Source organism: Coleofasciculus sp. G3-WIS-01 (assembly GCF_040223135.1).
Lineage (GTDB): Bacteria > Cyanobacteriota > Cyanobacteriia > Cyanobacteriales > Coleofasciculaceae > Coleofasciculus.
Genome location: NZ_JAVJZI010000246.1, coordinates 1 through 22,111 on the forward strand (window position 1 = coordinate 1; position 22,111 = coordinate 22,111).

The 22,111-nt window shown below is 45.7% G+C and carries 19 protein-coding genes; 12 read left to right on the forward strand and 7 right to left on the reverse strand.

Translation table 11 applies throughout. The features are described from left to right. The first annotated feature begins 223 nt into the window (after window positions 1–223). From RIM23_RS25995 to RIM23_RS26005, 3 genes are all read left to right on the forward strand, one after another. On the forward strand, window positions 224–3,637 hold the full coding sequence (locus RIM23_RS25995) for a PAS domain S-box protein (RefSeq protein WP_446370711.1): 3,414 nt from the start codon (window positions 224–226) through the stop codon (window positions 3,635–3,637). A 121-nt stretch (window positions 3,638–3,758) separates the two neighbouring features. Beyond that, on the forward strand, window positions 3,759–4,202 hold the full coding sequence (locus RIM23_RS26000) for a response regulator (protein WP_446357409.1): 444 nt from the start codon (window positions 3,759–3,761) through the stop codon (window positions 4,200–4,202). A gap of 60 nt (window positions 4,203–4,262) precedes the next feature. After that, on the forward strand, window positions 4,263–5,816 hold the full coding sequence (locus RIM23_RS26005) for an ATP-binding protein (protein WP_446370713.1): 1,554 nt from the start codon (window positions 4,263–4,265) through the stop codon (window positions 5,814–5,816). Between the two features lie 157 nt (window positions 5,817–5,973). Here the strand turns inward: RIM23_RS26005 and RIM23_RS26010 are convergent, their stop codons facing one another. Continuing rightward, window positions 5,974–6,993: a hypothetical protein gene (locus RIM23_RS26010; protein WP_446370715.1), complete on the reverse strand. Its 1,020-nt coding sequence runs from the start codon at window positions 6,991–6,993 to the stop codon at window positions 5,974–5,976. 269 nt (window positions 6,994–7,262) lie between these two features. Here RIM23_RS26010 and RIM23_RS26015 point away from each other — a divergent pair, with 269 nt between their 5' ends. From RIM23_RS26015 to RIM23_RS26045, 7 genes are all read left to right on the forward strand, one after another. Then, a complete protein-coding gene (locus RIM23_RS26015) occupies window positions 7,263–7,958 on the forward strand; it encodes an aldehyde oxygenase (deformylating) (protein WP_446357429.1) in 696 nt (231 codons plus the stop codon). Window positions 7,959–8,163: 205 nt separating this feature from the next. Then, window positions 8,164–9,186: a long-chain acyl-[acyl-carrier-protein] reductase gene (locus tag RIM23_RS26020; protein WP_446357402.1), complete on the forward strand. Its 1,023-nt coding sequence runs from the start codon at window positions 8,164–8,166 to the stop codon at window positions 9,184–9,186. Window positions 9,187–9,211: 25 nt separating this feature from the next. Further along, on the forward strand, window positions 9,212–10,189 hold the full coding sequence (gene accA, locus RIM23_RS26025; RefSeq protein WP_446357401.1) for an acetyl-CoA carboxylase carboxyl transferase subunit alpha: 978 nt from the start codon (window positions 9,212–9,214) through the stop codon (window positions 10,187–10,189). A gap of 602 nt (window positions 10,190–10,791) precedes the next feature. Then, the gene (locus tag RIM23_RS26030; protein WP_446370717.1) at window positions 10,792–11,517 is read left to right on the forward strand and encodes an SDR family oxidoreductase; all 726 of its coding nucleotides are present in this window, start codon (window positions 10,792–10,794) and stop codon (window positions 11,515–11,517) included. A 58-nt stretch (window positions 11,518–11,575) separates the two neighbouring features. Further along, window positions 11,576–12,292 (forward strand): GTP cyclohydrolase I FolE, encoded by a 717-nt coding sequence (gene folE, locus RIM23_RS26035; protein WP_446370719.1) that lies wholly within the window; start codon window positions 11,576–11,578, stop codon window positions 12,290–12,292. A 147-nt stretch (window positions 12,293–12,439) separates the two neighbouring features. Further along, on the forward strand, window positions 12,440–13,606 hold the full coding sequence (locus RIM23_RS26040; RefSeq protein ID WP_446370721.1) for a pyridoxal phosphate-dependent aminotransferase: 1,167 nt from the start codon (window positions 12,440–12,442) through the stop codon (window positions 13,604–13,606). Window positions 13,607–13,798: 192 nt separating this feature from the next. Further along, complete coding sequence (locus RIM23_RS26045; protein WP_446370723.1) at window positions 13,799–14,113, forward strand: slr1957 family protein; 315 nt, start codon at window positions 13,799–13,801, stop codon at window positions 14,111–14,113. Window positions 14,114–14,148: 35 nt separating this feature from the next. Here RIM23_RS26045 and RIM23_RS26050 read toward each other — a convergent pair whose 3' ends face one another. The 4 genes from RIM23_RS26050 to RIM23_RS26065 all read right to left on the reverse strand — a co-directional run bounded on the left by RIM23_RS26050 (window position 14,149) and on the right by RIM23_RS26065 (window position 17,093). Then, complete coding sequence (locus tag RIM23_RS26050; protein ID WP_446370725.1) at window positions 14,149–14,649, reverse strand: orange carotenoid protein N-terminal domain-containing protein; 501 nt, start codon at window positions 14,647–14,649, stop codon at window positions 14,149–14,151. Window positions 14,650–14,936: 287 nt separating this feature from the next. Continuing rightward, entirely contained in the window at window positions 14,937–15,989 is a 1,053-nt protein-coding gene (locus RIM23_RS26055) for a DMT family transporter (RefSeq protein WP_446370727.1), read from the reverse strand. Window positions 15,990–16,367: 378 nt separating this feature from the next. After that, window positions 16,368–16,754, reverse strand: coding sequence for a hypothetical protein (locus RIM23_RS26060; protein WP_446370729.1), 387 nt, complete (start codon window positions 16,752–16,754; stop codon window positions 16,368–16,370). A 78-nt stretch (window positions 16,755–16,832) separates the two neighbouring features. Next, window positions 16,833–17,093 (reverse strand): DUF1830 domain-containing protein, encoded by a 261-nt coding sequence (locus RIM23_RS26065; RefSeq protein ID WP_446370731.1) that lies wholly within the window; start codon window positions 17,091–17,093, stop codon window positions 16,833–16,835. A gap of 299 nt (window positions 17,094–17,392) precedes the next feature. Between RIM23_RS26065 and RIM23_RS26070 the strand changes: the two genes are divergently transcribed. Next, complete coding sequence (locus RIM23_RS26070; RefSeq protein WP_446370733.1) at window positions 17,393–18,604, forward strand: PAS domain-containing protein; 1,212 nt, start codon at window positions 17,393–17,395, stop codon at window positions 18,602–18,604. Window positions 18,605–18,668: 64 nt separating this feature from the next. Beyond that, on the forward strand, window positions 18,669–20,138 hold the full coding sequence (locus tag RIM23_RS26075; protein WP_446370735.1) for a sensor histidine kinase: 1,470 nt from the start codon (window positions 18,669–18,671) through the stop codon (window positions 20,136–20,138). Between the two features lie 148 nt (window positions 20,139–20,286). On the opposite strand, the gene RIM23_RS26080 is transcribed toward RIM23_RS26075, so the two are convergent. Next, the gene (locus tag RIM23_RS26080) at window positions 20,287–20,997 is read right to left on the reverse strand and encodes a PEP-CTERM sorting domain-containing protein (RefSeq protein WP_446370737.1); all 711 of its coding nucleotides are present in this window, start codon (window positions 20,995–20,997) and stop codon (window positions 20,287–20,289) included. A gap of 198 nt (window positions 20,998–21,195) precedes the next feature. Further along, window positions 21,196–22,029 (reverse strand): molybdenum cofactor guanylyltransferase, encoded by an 834-nt coding sequence (locus RIM23_RS26085; RefSeq protein WP_446370739.1) that lies wholly within the window; start codon window positions 22,027–22,029, stop codon window positions 21,196–21,198. Window positions 22,030–22,111 lie beyond the last annotated feature (82 nt).

The window sequence follows — 22,111 nt, forward strand, 5'->3', positions numbered from 1 at the left end:
GCGCGTCTCTACATAATGGCGCGTCTCTACATAATGGCGCGTCTCTACATAATGGCGCGTCTCTACATAATGGCGCGTCTCTACATAATGGCGCGTCTCTACATAAATGATGTGTCCTAACAGCTATGGCGGTTGCTATATCTCCAACTTCTTCCACAAGTCAGAGATGGGATAGGTAATAATGGGATATTCTGAGTAGAACATCCTTCCAAAGTGACAAATTGTGATTAACACTCCTGTGCATCTGCTCCTCATTGACGAGGACCCAGATGAACGAGCCTTAATCATTCGTCAATTACAGCAAGAGTTTTCCGCACTGCGCGTCGCACAGCCAACTAACTCTAAAGACCTAAATCAGGTACTCTTAGAGGATCATTTTGATATTGCGATCGCGGACTATGAACTCCCTTGGATAACGGGTATAGCTGTCTTGAAACAGGTTAAACGCCTGCAACCTGCTTGTCCATTTATCATGTTTACCAGTCAAGACAGTGTAGAACTTGCTGTAGTGGCAATGAAGGCGGGTCTAGATGACTATATTATTAAATCGCCGTCCCATTATCCAAAACTGGTGACAGCCGTCTGTGCTGCCTTAGCGTCTAAGTTACAGCCCCAATCTTCTTTGCCACAAACGACTCAACCTGTCGCTATTTCCCAGAACCTGCAACTGATCGCCACACTCCAAGCCAGGGTTGCTCAGCAAACTACAATTGTGAGGTTTAGTCAATATGCCTTAAGAGGGATTAACATTGACTTTTTAATGAATTGTGCGGTCAATTTGTTGGCAAAAACCCTCAACGTAGACTACACCAAAGTCCTGGAATTACTTCCCGATGGCAAAGCATTGTTGCTGCGGGCGGGTGTAGGTTGGCAAGTTGGTTTAGTCGGTAAAGCAACTGTAGATACGGGAATTAATTCCCAAGCAGGCTATACTCTCGTCTCACAAAAACCAGTTATCGTCGAAGATTTGCGGACAGAATCACGATTTTCCGGTCCACCTCTATTACGCGATCATGGAGTTGTCAGTGGGATGAGTGTGATTATCCCCGGACTTTCCTCAGCGAGACTAGAGAAACTGAAACATTGGGACACTATGTCTAATCCAGAGAATCAACCCTTTGGGATTTTGGGTGTTCATAGCACAGTTTACCGCCAGTTTAGCCAAGATGATATTAACTTTTTACAAGCGATCGCGAATATTCTCAGTGCAGCGATTGATCGTTGTCAACAAGGGGAACGATTGCGGATACTAGAGAGTGCGGTTAATGCCAGTAGCAACGGGATTTTAATTAGTGATCCCTATCAACCGGATAACCCAATTATTTTCGTCAATTCTGGATTTGAACGACTCACCGGTTACAGCGCCGCAGAAACACTCGGTTGTAACTGTCGCTTTTTGAACCGAGATGACTCAAATCAAACTGGATTGGATGAATTACGACAGGCGATTGCGACACAAAGAGAGTGTAAAGTAACGTTGCGGAACTATCGTAAAGATGGTTCTTTATTCTGGAACAATCTCTATATCTCACCCGTGCGAAATTCCCAGGGAAAATTAACTCACTTTCTGGGAGTGCAGACGGATGTTACCGCCCAGAAATTAGTCCTAGAAAAGCTTCGCCAACAAGCACAACTATTAGATTTAGCCAATGATGCGATTATGGTGCTGGATCTAGAGGGAAAAATTACCTATTGGAATCAGGGGGCGCAACGCTTGTATGGCTGGAGTAATCAAGAAGCCGTTGGGCAAAATGCCCACCAATTGCTGCACACTATTTTTCCGCAGCCGTTAAGCGAAATTAAGGCTAAATTATGGCATCAAGAATATTGGCCCGGGGAGTTGATGCAGAGGACAAGGGATGGGACGAAAATTACTGTGGCGAGTCGTTGGACATTGCAGCGAGAACACCAAGGAGATCCATTTGGAATTTTAGAAGTTAACCATGATATTACTGAATACAAACAGTCAGAAAAAGCCCTACGTCAGAGTGAACAACGATTCCGGTTGGCGGTAAATCATAGTCCAGATATGTTCGTCATCTATGATGATCAGCGACGGTTTATTTTTGTGAATACAACAACCCTTGAACGCACGGGAAAATCATTAGCGGAGTATCTAGGACACACTGATGAAGAAATCTGGTCGCCGGAGATTACTGAATCGTATTTACCGACGCTCAAGCATGTGGTAGAAACCCGAACTCCGCAGACAATAGAAGCCACGATTAGATTACCGAATACTAACCCCTTTACCACAGTAATCAAATATGTGCCGATGTTAAATGAGCGCGGTGAAATCGATCAAATTCTCGGCTTTACGTTTGACATCACCCAGCGCAAGCGACTTGAAATTCAATTGCGACAGACGATTGACCGCCTGCAAACCTTACAAACCATTGACAAAGCCATTCTCGCCGAGCAATCACCCTCTGCGATCGCGCAAGTGGCGTTAAGGGGTTTAAACGCTTTGCTATCTTATCGTCATCTAAGTGTTGTGGTGTTTGATTGGGACTCCCAGCAAGCCATTCTCCTGGCGACTGACGGTGAGGTAGATAACCCAGCCGGAACAACAATTGCTCTAGAACCATTTACCTCAAAGCTTACCCAATTCGCTGACGGTAAAATCCATCAACTCCCACAGCTAGAAATTGTGCCATTATTGCAACCCATAGTGCAAGCCTTACTCTCACAGAACGCTGAATCTTTCCAGATTATTCCACTCAGAAGTAAGCAAGAATTAATTGGCACACTCAACCTAGAGTTCAGTGGAGAAAATGTTCTGAATGAGGAACATAAGACCATTGTACAAGAGGTCACCAATCAACTCGCGATCGCGATCGCTCAATCCCGATTACAACAGCAGCTTAAACGCTACACCACTGAACTAGAAGAACGGATAACCGAACGAACGCAAAAATTGCAAGCTATCAATGCTGAACTCGAAGCATTTTCCTACACAGTTTCTCACGATCTCAGAGCGCCGTTACGAGCCATGCAAGGGTTTGCGAATGCCTTAGTTGAAGATTGCGGTTCCCAGTTAAATTCAATCGGTTTAGACTATGCTCAGCGGATTATCACGTCTGCCCAGCGTTTGGACAACATGATCCAAGACTTATTAGAATATAGTCGCTTGGGACGCCTGGAATTTCCCCTCAAGCCGATTAGTCTAGATTCCATTGTGACAGAAGTACTCTTTCAACTCCAAGAAACCATCAAAAACACATACGCCCAAATTAACGTAGCCCAGAAAGGGATAATACCTTTGCCCGAAGTTTGGGGTCATCGTGGTACACTCATCCAAGTTGTATCAAATTTGATTGTCAATGGGATCAAGTTTGTCCCGGAGACGGTGCAGCCTCAGATACAGGTGTGGGCAGAGGAACGACAAGATGTAACTGGTTGTACGTGGATACGACTCAATTTCGAGGATAATGGAATTGGCATTGAGCCAGAATACCAAGAAAAGATTTTCCTGGTATTTGAACGCCTCCACGGTCGTGAAACTTATCCTGGTAGTGGTATTGGTTTAGCCCTTGTCCGTAAAGGCATGGAACGTCTAAGAGGACGTTCGGGAGTTGAATCATCACCCCATCAGGGAAGCCGATTTTGGATCGAGGCGCAAAAAGTAATACCATGACACATCTTTCTATTGGGTAGGGGCGGGTTTTACTGATAACGTTTACCTGTAAAGCGATAACTTGACTAAACCCGCCCTCCTTAGTCTTTGAGCATTTTGAGTAAGTTTTACGGAAAAGATTATGAGTGGTAAACCTTCTGATATCTTACTCGTTGAAGATGATGATAATGATGTTTTCCTAATTCAGCGTGCATTTGGACGCCTCAATTTACCTCATTCACTGCAAGTTGTCATGAATGGAGAGGAGGCAATCAATTACCTAGAGGGCAAAGCACCCTATAATGATCTAGAACGTTATCCTATTCCAGCTCTTATCTTACTCGATTTAAAACTGCCTCGTAAATCCGGTCTAGAAGTTTTAGCTTGGATTCGACAGCAACCTCAGTTAAAACGTCTATTAGTTGTGGTGTTGACGGCATCCAGAGAAACACCAGATATTAATAAAGCTTATGATATCGGAGCCAATTCTTATTTAGTGAAACCTGTAAACTTTCATGATTTTTTAGAAATGATTCGTACTCTTGATCTGTATTGGTTAATATTTAACGAAAAACCCCTTGTCTGAATTAGGAATTATAAATTTTAATTTTCTATTCCCTGTTCCCTCTTCCCTGACAAATGACAAATGAGAAATGACAATCCAGTAAGAATTCTGTTAATTGACGATAACCCTGACGATCGCATGCTAGCGCTACGCAAGCTAGAGCAGGAGTTTGACCAATTACAGCCTCAAGAGATTACCGATATCAGCGAAGTAGAACAGGCATTAGCCGAGGGACAATTTGATATCGTCGTCACTGATTATAGCTTGCGTTGGAGTGATGGCTTAAACGTACTGCACAAAGTCAAGCAACGGTATCCAGATTGTCCTGTGGTGATGTTTACCGGCACAGGAAACGAAGAAGTTGCTGTCGAGGCGATGAAGTCAGGACTTGACGATTATATTATTAAATCGCCTCAGCATTATACTCGTCTCGCCGCCGCCGTAAGAGCAGCATTGGAGCGAGCCAAGCAACGTCAAGCCTTTCAGGAGGTGCAACAGCGATATCAACAACTCTTTGAAAGCGTACCCATCGGACTTTATCGGATGACACCAACAGGAGAAATTATTGAAGCCAACCCAGCCCTGTTGCAACTGTTGGGATATCCCAGTCTAAAAGCCTTGCTTAATGCAAATATATCCAAGCACCTAGTTAATCCTCAAGTTAACCACTTATGGCAAAATCAGATAGACTCTGAAGGAGTGGTGCGAAACTTGGAAATGCCGATGTTTCGGTGTGATAATACCATGATTTGGGTACGCTACAATGCTCGTGCTATCCGCAATGATCAGGGTAAAATTATCTACTATGAGGGTGCGATTGAAGATGTCACCAAGCGCAAACAAGCAGAAGAAGAACGGACTGTATTGCTCAAGAGTGAACAAGCCGCCCGCGCTGAAGCTGAAACCGCGAATCGCCTGAAAGATGAATTTTTAGCCACCCTATCCCATGAACTGAGAACACCCCTGAACGCGATGCTGGGGTGGGCGGGACTTTTGCGGAGAAGAAAATTGAGTCCCGACAAAGTAGAGCGTGCGTTAGAAGTGATTGAACGCAATGCTAAGTCTCAAGCCCAGCTTATTGATGACTTGCTCGATGTGTCGCGGATTATTCGGGGTAAGTTGCGCTTAAATATAATCCCCGTTGACTTACACCAAGTGATCAACGCAGCAATTGATACGTTACAACCCGCAGCCGACGCTAAAAGTATTCGGATTGATTCATTTTTAGCACCGAGTCGGAGTGTGATCAAGGGGGATAGCGATCGCTTACAGCAAATTGTATGGAATCTTTTGTCTAATGCGATTAAATTTACCCCAACTCACGGACAAGTCAAGATTTATCTGGAATGGTTGGAAAATGCGGTACGCATTCGGGTACAAGACACGGGTCAGGGGGTATCCGTTGAAATTGCGCCTTACATTTTTGACCGCTTTCGCCAAGCTGAAGGCTCAACAACTCGTTCCCATGGCGGACTAGGATTAGGACTCGCTATTGTACGTCACCTCGTTGAACTCCATGGGGGAACCGTGTGGTGCGAAAGTGCTGGAGAGGGAAAGGGAGCTACTTTTACCGTGGAGCTACCCCTCAAACCTCAAGCAGGCGCTGAGAGTGTTGATTTGTCTAACCCCAGTTAACAGTCACAAAAAGTAGTAATTGTAGGGGCGGGTTTAGCCATTTAATTTTGATACTCACCGATAACCTTCTCAACAAAACCCGCCCTTCGTCACACTGATTTAGGGAAGTTTATACCTCTCTACAAATGCTACGTCTCTACAAATGCTACGTCTCAACTCAATTCGTTTTTGATTGATAGATTTGGCTATACTTCTCAACAACTGAAGCAATGGCTTTGACTCGTCGCATTTGGTCTTTGTAAACACAGTCCCATTCCGTGATGGGCAGATTTTCTCTAGCACAGATACCTAAAAGTCCTGTGGCTTTGTTGGAACCAGTTTCTAAATCTAACTCATTATTGACATTAAGATAAAACGATGCAGTTCTTGCCCAAGCTAGAGCATCAATTCCCCTTAACCCACCCTTTTTGGCGATGGCGAGGGCGTGAGGAAAGTGGCGAGAATGGATGGGCATTGCCTGATTGTATAAATCAGCTACATTGAGTAAAGCCTCTAAATCCCGTTCTGGGTCAATACCAGCCGCATTCAAATCAACTAGATGAGTGGGTAGTCGCGATCGCGATCGCTCTACACACAGTTGTTCGGCTAAGGCAATATTTCCCTTACTGCGTCCTTGATCACTACAGGGTCCATAGTTGGTGACTACATCTCCCCAGGATAAGTTACCCGGATCAGTATGTCCAAAGTAGAAAGAAGTTTGCTGGACGTAGAGATCGCCCTTTTCAATAAACAGGCGATAATTCCCCTCAGCTACCCCAATAGCGACCATACCTAGAGAGGTTGGTGTGGCAAACAGAGGCTGATAGGTGTTCAGGCTTTGCTTGAGATCAAAGGGGCGCGAGAGAACCGCAACAGACTTCTGGGATACCTCAGAGGCGGAAGTAGAATTGGGTAAGGTTAGCAAGGGTAACGGTTGCGGGGGTAACGTTACAGCTTGAGTCTTAAGAGGCGCGATCGCATCTATTGAGTTGGGGTGACGATTGTTTGGCTGCGAGAGGAAAGTTCGCCCTAATATACCAAAAAATAAGGTAGATCCGGCAGCGGTTCCTACTAATCCTAGCCCTGCGACGCGAGATAACCAGACCCAATCAAACATGAATGAGGGATGAATAACTGTTCGACTCCACATTCTAGCGTTTCCCCATTCCCGGATGGGAAGGTTGTAGAGACGTAGCATGCTACGTCTCTACCTAACCCTGTTCGGTGACCCATGACAAAATCTGTAGCCATTTAGACATTTATCTTTGTTTAATCCTATGCTTTTAATAAGCGAATACTGATGATGGAGGGAAGAATTTTCTGTCTAAGGCACTATTCCTCAATACCTCTCACCATATATCATTGATGGGTTAAGTTTTATATAGCGGCTTTGAGCCAACTGCCTAGAATTGGGTTCAAAGCGTTTTTGAAACACCTCTACTCATGCAAACAGGAGAAAACCTACTGATGCAGCAGCTTACAGTCACTCAAGAGCTAGATTTCAATAGTGAAACATACAAGGACGCCTATAGCCGCATCAACGCGATCGTGATCGAAGGGGAACAAGAAGCTCAAGAGAATTACATCCAACTGGCTGAACTGCTACCCGACCAAAAGGATGAGCTAACCAGTCTAGCTAAGATGGAAAACCGCCATAAGAAGGGGTTTCAAGCTTGTGGTCGCAACTTGAGTGTCACACCGGACATGGAATTTGCCAAGGAGTATTTCAGCCAATTACACCAAAACTTCCAAACCGCCGCCGCCTCAGGTAATATCGTCACCTGCTTGCTGATTCAATCGCTGATTATTGAATGTTTCGCGATCGCCGCCTACAACATTTACATTCCCGTCGCTGATCCCTTTGCCCGAAAAATCACCGAAGGTGTGGTGAAAGACGAGTACACCCACCTCAATTTTGGCGAAGAGTGGCTCAAAGAGAACTTTGAAGCCTCAAAAACCGAACTCGAACAAGCCAATAAGCAAAACCTGCCACTGGTTTGGCGTATGCTCAACCAAGTTGAGAACGATGCTCATATCCTGGGAATGGAAAAAGATGCTCTGGTAGAAGACTTCATGATCGCCTACGGTGAAGCCCTAAGCAATATTGGCTTTACCACCCGTGACATCATGCGGATGTCTGCCTACGGATTGACAGCCGTCTAACTCAACCTAGATGTATGTAATAGTAGAGACGTAGCCTGCTACGTCTCTACACTCACGCGCCATGCCCTCGAAGGTCGTGAAGCAAAACTAAAACCCCCATCTCCCCTATCTTCCTGATAATATTTTTAAATATCCTTAACAATTTCTTACCCTTACTCCAATTTTCCATTTCCCCCTAATTAACAGCCTTACCAGCGAGCAGTAAATGTTTGGTCTTATCGGTCACCTCACCAGTTTGCAACACGCCCAAGCCGTCGCCAGAGATCTAGGCTACCCAGAATATGCTGACCAAGGGTTAGATTTTTGGTGCAGCGCCCCTCCCCAAATCGTTGACACCATCAAGGTGACTAGCCTGACAGGGGAGACGATAGAAGGGCGCTATGTGGAATCGTGTTTTCTGCCAGAGATGCTAGCCACGCGCCGGATCAAAGCCGCCATCCGTAAAGTTCTCAACGCCATGGCTCATGCCCAAAAAAATGGCATAGATATTACAGCATTAGGTGGCTTTTCGTCAATTATTTTTGAAGAATTCCACTTGTACGAGAAAAGCCAGGTTCGCAATATCAAGCTAGAATTTGAGCGCTTTACCACGGGCAACACCCACACGGCTTACATCCTTTGCGCCCAAGTCGAACAAGGGGCGAAAAAGCTGGGCATTGACCTGTCAAAATCCACCGTGGCGGTTTGTGGGGCAACAGGCGATATTGGCAGCGCCGTTTGTCGTTGGCTCAATAGCCGCACCGATGTCGCCGAAATTCTCTTAAGCGCCCGTAACCAGGAACGATTGCAAGCCTTACAAGACCAATTAGGGCGCGGCAAAATTATGGGATTAGAGGAGGCGCTACCCCAAGCGGATATTATTGTCTGGGTGGCGAGTATGTCCAAGGGCATTGAAATTGATGCCTCAGTATTAAAGAAGCCCTGTCTGCTGATTGATGGGGGTTACCCCAAGAATTTAGCCACCAAGCTGCAATATCCTGACATTTACGTTCTCAATGGGGGTATTGTCGAGCATTCGTTGGATATCGACTGGAAAATTATGCAAATCGTCGAAATGAAAGATCCAGGACGCCAGCTATTTGCCTGCTTTGCCGAGTCAATGCTGTTAGAGTTTGAAAAGTGGTATACCAACTTTTCCTGGGGACGGAATCAGATTACGGTAGAAAAGATGGAAAAAATTGGACAGGTGTCAATTAAACATGGATTTAGACCCCTGCTGAGCTTGTAAGGGATAAGGATACAACGACTGACCCATGGCAACTGAAAACCGGATTTTTCTGCTGGACTTTGAAAAGCCCCTCTATGAATTAGAGACCCGAATTAACCAAATTCGCGAACTCGCACAAGAAAACAATGTCGATGTCTCTGAGCAAATTCGTCAGTTAGAAGCACGGGCGGCACAACTGCGTCAAGAAATTTTTAGTAGTTTATCTCCAGCCCAACGGCTTCAGTTAGCCCGTCACCCCCGGCGTCCGAGCACTCTGGATTATATTCAGGCGATTAGTGATGAATGGATGGAATTACATGGCGATCGCGGCGGCTATGATGATCCAGCCCTAGTCGGTGGGATTGGGCGTTTAGGGGGACGTCCGGTGGTAATGTTAGGGCATCAAAAGGGGCGGGATACCAAAGACAATGTGGTGCGGAACTTTGGCATGGCGTCGCCCGGTGGATACCGTAAGGCGATGCGGCTGATGGAACATGCCAATCGCTTTGGCATGCCGATTTTGACTTTTATTGATACGCCAGGGGCTTGGGCAGGTATTGATGCGGAAAAATTAGGCCAGGGGGAAGCGATCGCTTATAATCTGCGGGAAATGTTCCGTCTGGATGTGCCGATTGTCTGTACGGTGATTGGCGAAGGCGGATCGGGTGGTGCTTTGGGTATTGGGGTTGGCGATCGTATCTTAATGCTCGAACAAGCCGTTTATACCGTTGCGACTCCAGAAGCCTGTGCCGCCATTCTCTGGAAAGATGCGGCAAAAGCTCCCCAAGCCGCTGCTGCGCTGCGGATAACGGCTTGGGATCTCAAAGATTTAGGTATCTTAGATCAATTAGTTCCTGAACCCCTAGGCGGCGCTCATTGTGACCCCTTAACAGCCGCAGCAACGCTCAAAGCCGCCCTATTACAGAACTTGGAAGACTTATCTCGGCTTAGCCCTAAGGAACGTCAGGAGTTACGCTATCAGAAGTTTCGGCATATTGGTGTTTTTACCGAGCTACATGCCTGAAAACGGTTTGAGCGTTACAATAATTAAGGGGAATTTGGCATCCAACTTAAGGAATAAGGACTGAATTGCCTTCCTTATTTCTACCCTTTTGTCAATCAAACCCAGATAGTCGTATAATCAGATAATCAGCTCTGTAACAATTCTTCACAATCTAACGTCAGGACGTTAATCCATCGACAACTCAACCCTAGCTTGATCTAGGTTTCACATTAGCCATTCGGGATTAACTGTACTCCGTCGTCTCCTTCAAGGGGGGGTTAGAAATCGATCGCGATTTGAACACATCGCTCAATTTGGAGATAGCCGCCAGTTAGGTGGGGAAGTGCCTGTGGACTGGATGAGTGCCGACACCGCCAGAATGAAGCAGGAAGTAAACGGCAGATTTTACCGGAAATTGTTAGGTATGTGTAAGTTTTACGTAACGGATAAATGAATGTAGATCAAAAAGAGGAAAACTGGTGTATCCAGGGCTTTTTAGTGAGAATGTAGCCGCAAGAAATGATTCGCTGTTGCTTAATTCAAATGTGGGCGGACTCTTTCCTCCCCTTATACCCTTATGAGTTAACCGGGGAACCTGTGCCGCATCTGAGTTGGAAAATTTTATGACTTCTTCCGTTAAAAAACGTGCCTTGATTACAGGGGCGAGTAGTGGTATTGGCAAAGCTACAGCTTTAGCCTTTGCCAAAGCTGGAATTGATCTGGCATTAGTCAGTCGTTCCCAAGATAAATTAGAGGCAGTAGCAACGGCTGTCCGAGAAGCTGGGGTCAAGGCTAAACCCTATCTCCTTGATCTAAATCAACTCGATCAGGTCAAGACCAAGATCGAAGCGATCGCGGCGGAATTTGCCTCCCTGGATATTTTGGTCAACAATGCGGGTATGGGCTATACCGGTACGCTGATGGAAACCCCCTTAGCGGACTGGCAGCACGTACTGGATCTCAATCTTACCAGCGTATGGCAATGCATTCTTGGTGTTTTACCCACCATGCGCCTGCAGCAACAAGGCACAATTATTAACGTGGCATCCATTGCGGGTCTGCAGCCATTTCCGGGTTGGGGAGCCTACAACGTCAGTAAAGCCGGCTTGATTGCCTTAGGAAAAACCCTAGCGGCTGAAGAACGTGCCTATGGTATCCGGGTTGTGACCTTAACTCCAGGGGCAGTGAATACGCCAATCTGGGATACAGACACCGTAAAAGCCGACTTGAATCGGTCAGCCATGTTGACCCCCGAAATCGTTGCCCAAACTATTTTACACGCCGCCTTAATGCCCCAAACGGCTGTTATCGATTCCATGACCCTGATGCCTAGTGCGGGAACTCTCTAGAACGACACCATCCAACCCTCCCATCCATCCTTGTCAAAATTATCAATACTACCCAATTATGACTATTGCTTCATCCAATGGTGTGAATCGCTCTGAGTCTATGACACCTGGTACTCGTAACACGTCCATCCCTCAAGTTGAACCCCGACCCGATCGCAATACCCATAACGGTCAGCAACCTAAGCTGGGGCTTTCTGGGGAAACCTCAACCGAAGACATGATGGACGCGGTGCGGACATTACTTTTAGGCGTTGGCGAAGATCCTGAACGCGAGGGGTTACTCAAAACGCCAAAACGAGTCGCGGAAGCACTACAGTTTTTGACCGGTGGCTACAATCAGTCCCTCGAACAATTAGTAAATGGGGCGATTTTTGATGAAGGTCACAATGAAATGGTGTTAGTGCGGGATATTAACTTCTTTAGCCTGTGTGAACACCACATGCTGCCATTTATGGGACGGGCACATGTTGCTTATATTCCCAACCAGAAAGTCGTGGGACTCAGTAAATTGGCGCGTGTCGTGGAAATGTATGGGCGGCGGCTACAAGTTCAGGAACGCCTAACCCGCCAGATCGCCGAAGCTATTCAAACCATTTTAGAACCCCAGGGAGTGGCTGTAGTCATGGAAGCGACTCACATGTGTATGGTTATGCGGGGGGTACAGAAACCCGGTTCCTGGACAGTAACCAGCGCTATGGTGGGTGTGTTCCAAGAAGACCACAAAACTCGTGAAGAGTTTCTCAATTTGATTCGCCATCAACCGAGTTTTATGTAGTTAAGGGTGAATAGTTTAAAGTCCCCCTTTTTAAGGGGGATTGAGGGGGATCTAAACGTTGAACCCTAGTCAGGTAAGTGAAGTTTTGAGATTAAGCACTAATAACCAACGACGTGCGCCCTTAATTGATCTGATTATCAGTCGCCGATGTCCACCTTAACCTCTCGCATGGAAGCGGTACAGTCACCCGTGATTCCCATCGTTGGGGAACTGATTCGCCGTCATCCCGGTACGATTTCCTTGGGACAGGGTGTAGTCTATTACTCTCCTCCACCAGAGGCGATCGCACGTTTGCCGGAATTTCTGGCTGATCCAGATAACCACAAGTACAAAGCGGTTCAGGGGATTGCACCATTGCTGTCTGTGATTGCAGCCAAACTGCACACTGATAACGGGATTACCCTCAACGAACACAACTGTATCGTTGTCACCGCTGGCTCAAACATGGCGTTTATGAATGCCATTCTCGCCATTACCACTCCGGGCGACGAAATTATTATTCAGACGCCTTACTATTTCAACCACGAAATGGCAATTACCATGGCGAGTTGTCATCCGGTACTTGTGGCAACTGATGAAAATTATCAACTGCGTCCCCACGCGATCGCGCAAGCCATAACCGGGAAAACCAAAGCCGTGGTTACGATTTCGCCGAACAATCCCACTGGGGCTGTTTACTCAAAAGAAGCGTTAGAGGCGGTCAATCAACTCTGTCAGGAACGGGGAATTTATCACATTAGCGATGAAGCCTACGAGTATTTTACCTATAACGGCGTAAAGCACGTTTCCCCGGCGGCTTTTCCCCAAAGTGACTCCCATACGATTTCCCTGTACTCCCTGTCTAAAACTTATGGGTTTGCAAGTTGGCGCATTGGCTATATGGTGATTCCCCAGCATCTGCTGGCGGCGGTGAAGAAAATTCAGGATACGATTCTCATCTGTCCACCCGTTGTCTCCCAGTATGTCGCCTTAGCCGCCTTACAGATTGGAGTCAATTATACTCAACCCCACATTCACGCGATCGCAACAGTGCGACAGTTGGTATTAGAGGCGTTGCAGCGATTGGATGGATTGTGTGCGATCGCCCCAGCTGATGGCGCGTTTTATTTTTGGCTTCGGGTTAACACCCATATAAATGCCATCAAGTTAGTCGAACGCTTGATTCGCGATCATCGCGTCGCCGTCTTACCCGGTACAACCTTTGGCATGGAAGATGGTTGCTATTTACGAATTGCTTATGGAGCGCTACGAAAAGAAACAGTTACCGAGGGTATTGAACGCTTTGTTCAGGGTTTACAAACCATTTTGCCTTAGAGTTTTATACCAAATCCGCTTTTGTAGTCCCCTTTTTAGCTGGGGGAATTTTTCGCCTATTCCCTCTTACCTATTCCCTATTCCCTAAACCAATAGCAATAGGTATTTATTCCTCTTTTAGTCTCGAAAAAGATTTGTTATTGTTATTGAGGTTGTAAGACATGTTAATTTAACATATTTTAACAAAATCCGATGAAACATTACTCTGAATCTTGGCTAAACGAATGGTGCTACGAGAATGGCTGGACTGACTTATATGTTGAACGCGATAACTATTGGGCGTTCCCTCCGGGCGCTGTGATTCCAGAACCGCTTCCAAGTGACGCATTGAAATGGATTAAAGCGGAAAAAGGCTGGAGTGGCGAAGAGAAACTATGGTCAATTGGGGCAATTCTGGTGACCCTCGTTGCCGCTGTTTTGACCGTTTATTTCCAGTCGCCTATGCCTCTGGGTGTAGCCTTTGCCTTTGCCGCTATCACGGTTGGGCTTTTAGAGGTTGAAGTTTAACAAAATCAAAATAAATCAACCTTGTACCCAAATTCCTAAGCGGCTAAAGGTGCAACACCCATCTGCTCAACAATCCAGTGGAATAGGGAAATTTGCTCATTCAGTTCCAATGATGCCATCGCTCTCAATAGGGATGTTGCTGAGGATGAAAGCGGATAAGTGATTGCCACCGGACTCACCTCACCTGTGGACATCCAATCAAATAGCTGAGTCCAAAACGCCAGTTTGGTTTTAAGGGTGAACAGTCCGTACTGGCGACTGATGGGGGTATCTGTCTCCCTCAATAAGCCGTGCATCATCCCTAGCTGCTCATTAGAAGGCATTTGCTTGATCTGATGCAGCAACCCTTGGGTCAAAAATAACCGTGCTGCACCTGCAGGTGTTGGCGCCAGAGAACAGCCGAGGTTTTGATACATTCCCCATAGCAGCCCCAACTGATCATCAACAGACAGGCGCTGGAAGTCTTTAACAGCCTGATTTACGGCTGGCGTGATTTCAAGGGTTGACGTTGAAGGTCGGTTTGTAATGAACATCATGGGCTAAATAGGGAAGCAATGAGCGAACAATTGCTTGAAGTAATCATTCTAATTGTAATAAAACTTAAACGTCAAATCTACGTCAATCGGGATTTAGCCTAGGTATTACGACTTGACAAACTTTTAGAGATAGCATTCCCAGCTCTGTAATAGCGGCAGAGACTGCTGGAGAGAGCATTTCCCAGCGAATTATTTAAATTTCTAATTACTTATATAGTTTAAGTTAACAGGACTATCAAAGAGCAACAAGGAATCCTAAAATCACAACTATTTAGGCGGACATGATATCACACCCCTTTAAAGCCAACTTCCATATCCGCTTCCTTATCTGAATTCCCAGGCGGCGGAGTAACTGTTTCAGCCATTTTGCGAAACATGCCAATCTGATTAAGAACAATACCACCAATAATCACCGCGCCACCGATATATTGCGCCATCGTTGGCGCTTCCCCCAAAATGAAGTAAGCCGATAAAATTCCAGCAATGGGGCTAAAGGAACTGGCTAAGGAAACATCCCCTGCACCCGTTGTCTTTAGTCCTCTAAACCAACACAGTTGACCTCCGACTACAATCACCATGCCGTAAATCCACATCCACTGCCACAGAAAAGGTGAAAACACATCGATGAAATGACTGGGTTCAAACAGCATCAAAACAACGACAAAGAACACTAAAGTTGCCATTGCCATGCGATAGATACTGAAAATACCCAAAGGAATCTGGCGTAGCTTCACCTTACTAATAATCGTGGATAAGGCTAACGCCACGGCACCGCCTGCAGCAAATAATTCCCCTTTGCCAATCTGGAATCCCCCCATATTCACCATCTCAGTAGCGGGAGTCTGAAGCAATACAGTTAGAGAAACGCCAATGAACGAAACCACCGCACCCGCTATCACCCACTTATTTACCCGTTCTCCCAGCAATAGTATGGATAACGCCAGAATCAGGGGCGGTTCAATTCGCCCAATCAAGACCACATTATTGACCATCGTCAAATCCAGCGCCATAAAAATTAATGCTGGGGCTAATGCTCCAGACAATATTGCTACCCCTGTCAATCCCAGCCAATCTGTCCACGAGAGACGTTTTAAGGACTCAAAATTCCACTGCTTGCCGTAGATTAAGATTAGGGCGATTAAAGCACAAAGATTTCCCACAAACAGAACATTACAAAAAGAGATGGGATTTCTCCCATCAATTAAATTTTGATCTCCCAAATTTGTTAACATCCGGATTACCGCATTGGCTGACGCGAAAATCACAATCGCTATCAATAGATAAGCGCGTCCGGGAATTCGATTGAATACATTAGCCGGGTTTGCCGTTCGTCTTGACATCAGGTGAAGTGGGACTCCTGGATTGATTCAGCCAAAACCGACATGACTTGGCGTTGGCGACTATTGTATCATCTGAATCAGGAGGAGCAGGGAGAGCAAGAGGAGGCGATTGAAATCACTGCTACACAAACAAAGTCCGCCTGCGCGGACTGGTTTATAACAGGGGTAGCGTTCCCCGGATTTGGTATAACGGGGGTAGCGTTCTCCGGATTTGGTATGAAATAAGCTTACGCTACTCCAGATCCCCGACTTTTTTGTCGAAACCCTAATTAACTGAATGAATTGGATTTAGAAGTCGGGGATCTACCAGAAAGAATTGGCAAGGATTGTGGCTTAAGTTGAGACTGATAGATACTATGGTGTCCCTATCTCAAAATCCTAATAGCCGAACCAACGATAGAGTTTTTTGTTGACATTCATCGGTGTAGTCGCAGAACAGGTATCATCTTGTTGATGCAAGGAATGTAACATTTCATTCTGTTCTTGAAGTAGAGCAATAATATTCTGATGAATGAGTTCTTCGACCATCATTCGATCTTCTATGCAGGAGTAAAAACGTCGAGAGTTTTTGGGGAGTTGTTCGGATTCATTCAGAATAGTATAAGATTGTTCCGGAATTTGACTTAATACCTGGTTAATGAGCTGGTTACGTAAGGATGGCTGTTCAAAAGCAGCTTGATAAGGAGTCGCTGGATAAGTTGTCAAGATATCTTTAACTTCTTCAATGATAAGCAGACAGGTTAAATTAATAATTTTCTCCGACATGGTGGTGTTCCCCTTTTTTAGAGATAGTGTTGACTGCGCCAATCAAACAGCAACATTTACATCGAAATAATCAGTTGATTAGGCTGAAAGTTTTACGAGTAATTTTTGGCAATTAACCAAAGAAGAAACTCCTTCATTTACCAAAATCTCTAACTTAGATTCGGAGTCAGTTTCAAACAGTAAACGCTCACCAGGGAAAACAACCCGCTGCCAATTTGTATGGGATTTACTCACGAGTCGGATAACTTGAATATGACTGGTGGTATTAGTATAACAGCATAAACTTTGGCTGGGTTTAGCGGCGGAAGCGGTTTGATGGGAAGTGGTTTGTGAATTCATATCTATCTATAAATGAAGTCTGAGTAACAATGAGCGAGTAGGGGGGTTGCCAGTCCTAGCCAGAGAGGGATTGATCTGGAATAAACGTAGAACCCTATCCTTATGTCTTGTCGGTTAGGAGGGCGCTGAAACCTTTAGCTTTACTGATCTCTAGCAGCATATCAATTTCCGCCATACTCCACGTCTGTCTAAAGAAGGGGACTTATATTAAGTTGCTTTGTTACGCTGAATACAAACGCATTTAGAGAGCCAAATCAATTAATCCTTGCCAAACACCAAATAAAATACCTAAAAATCTTATGGGGGATTGTTTGCAGAGAAAAATGGGTGCCGGGACGTTTGACTTTGACTTAAAGCGGTTTGTTAAGCAGCTAGATGCATTACAAAAGCGCTTAGATTGGCTTTACCAGCAGCATATAGATACTTCAAACTGCAAATCTAGCCTGCTACCATCAGCCTTCAAAGAACTCGGCATGGCTTCAGAAGAACTGCAAGTGGCGATGGAGGAACTTCTAGTACAGGCGGAGGAATCGGCTGCGATGCAAATAAAATTAGCAGCCGAACGCCAGCGTTACCAAAACCTATTCGAGTTTTTGCCTACTGCTTGCCTAGAAACGGATACGAATGGAAAAATTACAGAAGCCAATCGAGCTGCTGCCAAGATGCTGAATATATCACAGGGGTTTTTAGTCGGCAAACCCCTAGACATCTTCTTGATTAAATCCGATCGCCGCAAGTTTCCGGCTAAACTCATCCAGATTCAGCAGCGTAACGTCAAACAAGAATGGATTGCTCAGATTCAGCCACGTCAAGGTGAACCCCTGGAGGCGGCTTTGACTGTAACCCCCGACTGCAACTTAGAGAATCAGCCAATCCGTTTGCACTGGATAGTACAGGATATCAGCGATCGCCAGCAGACGCTGAGGGGGTCAAATCGCAGTCATATCAACCTCTACCAGGATCGCCCCCGGCATGTTTATCATAAAGGCGAGACAGTTTCTCTCCAACCCCAGATCATTTGGCTAGTTTGCCAGGGGGTGCTGAAACTGAGTACTTTTAGCGAAAGTGGTGATGAAATAATATTGGGGTTGGCAGGAGAATCCTTATGCTTCGGTTCTAGGATGACGTCTCTACCGATTTGCCAAGCCACCGTTGTCTCGGAAACAGCAGAATTAGTGGGTATTTCCCTAACCGAAATTTCCGCCTCTTCTGGGCTATCCAATAGTCTTTTACCTCATATTAATCAGCGCCTGCAACAGACGGAATTTCTATTAGCAATTGCTGGTAAGCGACAAATAACAGACCGTTTGCACTGTTTCCTATCGTGGTTAAAAGAGGAATTTGGTCAACCGACAAAAGAGGGGACTCGTTTAACTATTCGCCTGACGCATCAGGATTTTGCTAACGCCTGTTGCACGACTCGAGTCACGATTACTCGCCTCTTCAGTCAGTTACAGCAGCAAGGAAAGATTACTTTTGACGCGCAGCGACATTTGATTTTGAGAGAATGAAGAATGACATACCGCTTCTGCCTTCTGCCTTCTAGTTTAAACCTGAAACCGAACATAATATAAAATGTTTCAAGCCACTCGCCGCCGTCTGGCACTTTGGTATACAACGGTTACTGCCGTCTTACTATTACTATTCGCGACAGGAGTTTACTTGTACGTCCGCAGCACTTTAATTGAACGAGTGGACGATACCTTAAAGCATGTGGTGGAAGTTGTCGATCGCTCCCTGGTAATTCAGCCAATCGCGGGAACGGTTACTCCTTATCAGATTAACGTAGAAGCCAGTTTTCGCGACAATACCCAAGCGGTGGAAGATGACCACATTGACTTAGAATTATTTAGTCCCACGGGTCAGTTGCTGTGGTCAACCCTATCAGAACCCCTAGATGTTCCCCTGCATCCCCGACAAACAGCGGAAACTGTCCATCTATCCCCAGATCACCTGCTGCGTCAGTTCACCAAGCGAGTCGAGGTTGGACGGTATGTTTTAGGCTATTTACGGGTGAGTCATCCCTGGTTTGAAGTCACCAAACCCATCCGCCAGTTAATTGTTGATTTAACGGTGGGAACAACCCTAATGATTCTTTCCACCGCCGCGATTGGTTGGTTACTCTCAGAAATCGCGATGAAACCCGTGCGCGAATCCTACCAACGGTTAAAACAGTTTACCGCTGATGCCTCCCACGAGTTAAGAAATCCCATCGCCACGATTCAAGCCAATGTGCAAGTGGCGCTAGCTGATCCAGATATGGAACCGCAATGGCAACGCCACCAACTCAAGGTGGTGGAACGATTAACTCAGCGCTTGGGAAGGTTGGTGAATGATTTGCTATTTTTGGCGCGGGTTGATAGTGGTATGGTACAACCTGAATGGCAACCTGTCCCCTTGGATGCGTTGCTGATGGAAGTGATTGAAGAACAACAGTTAATTGCCGATCAAAAAGGTATTTTTCTCTCGCTTCATTTGCCCGAAACCCCTGATTTTGATTTAAACTACAATGATGTGAATGCTGAATCATTTGTTGATTCCACCTCTGACTCAGAGGCACGCGATCGCATCACCACTCTGCAACCGCTACAATCGCCTGATGACGAGGCTTTTACCATTCTGGGCGACTGGAATCAGTTAGCGCGTTTATTTACCAATCTCGTCAGTAATGCGGTGCAATATACTCCAGCCAAAACGGACAAAGACGAGGAAGGATGGGTACAGGTAAAACTCGAATTGGTTAAGCGTTCCACTAAAAGTGGACGACAGGGTTCCTCCTGGATTCAAGTTCAAGTTCGCGACAATGGGATCGGGATTCCTGAAACCGCATTACCGCTGATATTTGATCGCTTCTACCGCATTGATCCCGCCAGAACCCATGATACTGCGGGTTCCGGATTAGGGTTAGCGATCGCTAAAGCTATTGTAGACAATCATCATGGTCAGATTCACATAGACAGCATACTTAATCATGGCACTACAGTGACTGTTAGTTTACCCATCAGCCAGCTTGATACACACAAACGACTTTATGTCAATAGTTAAATTGATGATTAATTGGATTAGCACTTCCTTCACCAATGCGACAGCCCAGATAAAACTCCTCCAGTTTAACGACTGAAGGAGTATTTTATTATTTCAGAGAATCACAAATCTCTGTCAAAACACCTGTGATTCTGTATCAATGCTTGGACTAACTTTTTTTCTGCTTTTTGTCATACTCTTTTTTAAGCAGACCGCCAAATCCTAGGGCTAAACCTGAACCCAGAATGGTAAGCGGTTCAGGGACAGTAGCCACAAAGGAATCAGCGATCAAATCAAAATTTTCCGGTCCTGTAATATCCAATGAAATTGATTGCACATTGCTGAAGTCAACAGCTCCTGCATTCTCAAACTCACTGAATTTGAAGATAACAGAGATTGGATCAAAGGTTTGAGATAAACTCTTAGTTAGAGTTGCCGTGCCGTCAAGAGAGAGGGTTAATTCCGCGCCCAGATCAACACTGAGTATATCCAAACGGAAAAATTTATTCATTCCGCCTCCGGTCACATCTAGATTCAGACCATTTTCGTCTACCCCATCCCAGGTAATCAGTGTATCACTGGTGACTCCAGCATCGTTGCTAATAGCCAGAATCCCGGATGGAGGTGGGGGTAGTACTTCTACTTCCGCATTTAGCCGATTGTTGAAACGATTATTTAAAATTGTCAATTGGACATCGCGCTCTCCACCCACGATTTCGTTCGTTGAACCCGTCACCGAATCAAGAACTGTCCCTCTTATCGCCGAGACATCTTGTTCCCCATCCTCAAAGGAGTCGATTGTGATCGTGGCGGCTTGAGCCTCACCCACACCAAATGCTAGCGCTCCAGCCACAACAGTGGCAACTAAATGTCTTTTCATGTTTGCTTTTTTGTGCTAAAGAACAACTTGGTTTTACCGTTTGGAAGAAAGGTTTTAACCTCGACTCATCATAACCTGATTCAATCTTAGAAGCAACATATCTTTACATTTACGTATAAACACTGAAATTGTCGATTAAATTTGATACAAGGAAACTCACCCCTAACAATAGTTTCTGTGTGAAGTAAAAAAACTTACCTATACCCTCGGCTTTAATGAATAATTGACAGCCTTCAAATCTTCGGGTGTATTACAGTTAAATAAAACCTGGCGATCGCGAACCGGAAGTTCCTGAACGGGATGCTGTGCGAGCCATTTTTGAAAGGAGCGCCCTCCTTGATTAATATACTCAATCAATTGGGGTAAACATCGGCGTCGGTAAAAGCCACACAGAGGTTCCCACCCTTTGGGACTTCGGGGCAGCAAAGCAATTGCATCTTTGGGAGTATTTGTCAAGTCAGTGACCCAACCTTGCAAAACATCAACTTGAAGTTGGGGCAAGTCACAGGCGAGTAAAAGAACCCAATCCCGTTTCACTTGAGTCAATCCTTGAGCAAAAGCCACCAAAGGACCGTGGGATTGAGCCTCTCCTAGCAGGAGCATTTCTTGGATGAGATGACAATTTTTCGGCAAAATTTCCCGATATCGTTCGGGCCAAGGAGTGACCACAAAAACTTCACGAGTACATTTAAGGGCAATTGTACAAACCTGTCTGAGTAACGGTCTACCTTGAATAGGAATCAAGGCTTTGTCCTGACCCATGCGAGAACTTTTTCCGCCAGCTAAAATCATCGCCGAGAACGGTACTTGGGAATCCGTCAGCACAGCAGACAGTTCATCTGCCAAATGCAGCCGTCCTCGCCGTACCGCCCGCAGTAAGCGATCTATAACACATTTGTCCTCTGTGGTGAGCTCTTCACCTAAAATCGCTGCCATCAATCCGTAACGGTCAGCTTTCGTCATGTAGCCAGAACTGGTCGCTTGTGCAAAGAGTTCCGAGAGAGCGCCCGGAAGAAGAATAGGAGATTGCATAGACAACTGCAGCACAACATCGATCAAGTCAAGTTAAGTTAATATTCCTCAAAATTCACCAACATAACGTGATAATTCTCCG

Excerpts from the sequence above, each read along its gene's own strand:
- RIM23_RS26000 (WP_446357409.1), top strand. The coding sequence starts at position 3,759 with ATGAGTGGTAAACCTTCTGATATCTTACTCGTTGAAGATGATGATAAT.
- RIM23_RS26005 (WP_446370713.1), top strand. The coding sequence starts at position 4,263 with ATGAGAAATGACAATCCAGTAAGAATTCTGTTAATTGACGATAACCCT.
- RIM23_RS26010 (WP_446370715.1), bottom strand. The coding sequence starts at position 6,993 with ATGCTACGTCTCTACAACCTTCCCATCCGGGAATGGGGAAACGCTAGA.
- RIM23_RS26015 (WP_446357429.1), top strand. The coding sequence starts at position 7,263 with ATGCAGCAGCTTACAGTCACTCAAGAGCTAGATTTCAATAGTGAAACA.
- RIM23_RS26020 (WP_446357402.1), top strand. The coding sequence starts at position 8,164 with ATGTTTGGTCTTATCGGTCACCTCACCAGTTTGCAACACGCCCAAGCC.
- accA (WP_446357401.1), top strand. The coding sequence starts at position 9,212 with ATGGCAACTGAAAACCGGATTTTTCTGCTGGACTTTGAAAAGCCCCTC.
- RIM23_RS26030 (WP_446370717.1), top strand. The coding sequence starts at position 10,792 with ATGACTTCTTCCGTTAAAAAACGTGCCTTGATTACAGGGGCGAGTAGT.
- folE (WP_446370719.1), top strand. The coding sequence starts at position 11,576 with ATGACTATTGCTTCATCCAATGGTGTGAATCGCTCTGAGTCTATGACA.
- RIM23_RS26040 (WP_446370721.1), top strand. The coding sequence starts at position 12,440 with ATGTCCACCTTAACCTCTCGCATGGAAGCGGTACAGTCACCCGTGATT.
- RIM23_RS26045 (WP_446370723.1), top strand. The coding sequence starts at position 13,799 with ATGAAACATTACTCTGAATCTTGGCTAAACGAATGGTGCTACGAGAAT.
- RIM23_RS26050 (WP_446370725.1), bottom strand. The coding sequence starts at position 14,649 with ATGATGTTCATTACAAACCGACCTTCAACGTCAACCCTTGAAATCACG.
- RIM23_RS26055 (WP_446370727.1), bottom strand. The coding sequence starts at position 15,989 with ATGTCAAGACGAACGGCAAACCCGGCTAATGTATTCAATCGAATTCCC.
- RIM23_RS26060 (WP_446370729.1), bottom strand. The coding sequence starts at position 16,754 with ATGTCGGAGAAAATTATTAATTTAACCTGTCTGCTTATCATTGAAGAA.
- RIM23_RS26065 (WP_446370731.1), bottom strand. The coding sequence starts at position 17,093 with ATGAATTCACAAACCACTTCCCATCAAACCGCTTCCGCCGCTAAACCC.
- RIM23_RS26070 (WP_446370733.1), top strand. The coding sequence starts at position 17,393 with ATGGGGGATTGTTTGCAGAGAAAAATGGGTGCCGGGACGTTTGACTTT.
- RIM23_RS26075 (WP_446370735.1), top strand. The coding sequence starts at position 18,669 with ATGTTTCAAGCCACTCGCCGCCGTCTGGCACTTTGGTATACAACGGTT.
- RIM23_RS26080 (WP_446370737.1), bottom strand. The coding sequence starts at position 20,997 with ATGAAAAGACATTTAGTTGCCACTGTTGTGGCTGGAGCGCTAGCATTT.
- RIM23_RS26085 (WP_446370739.1), bottom strand. The coding sequence starts at position 22,029 with ATGCAATCTCCTATTCTTCTTCCGGGCGCTCTCTCGGAACTCTTTGCA.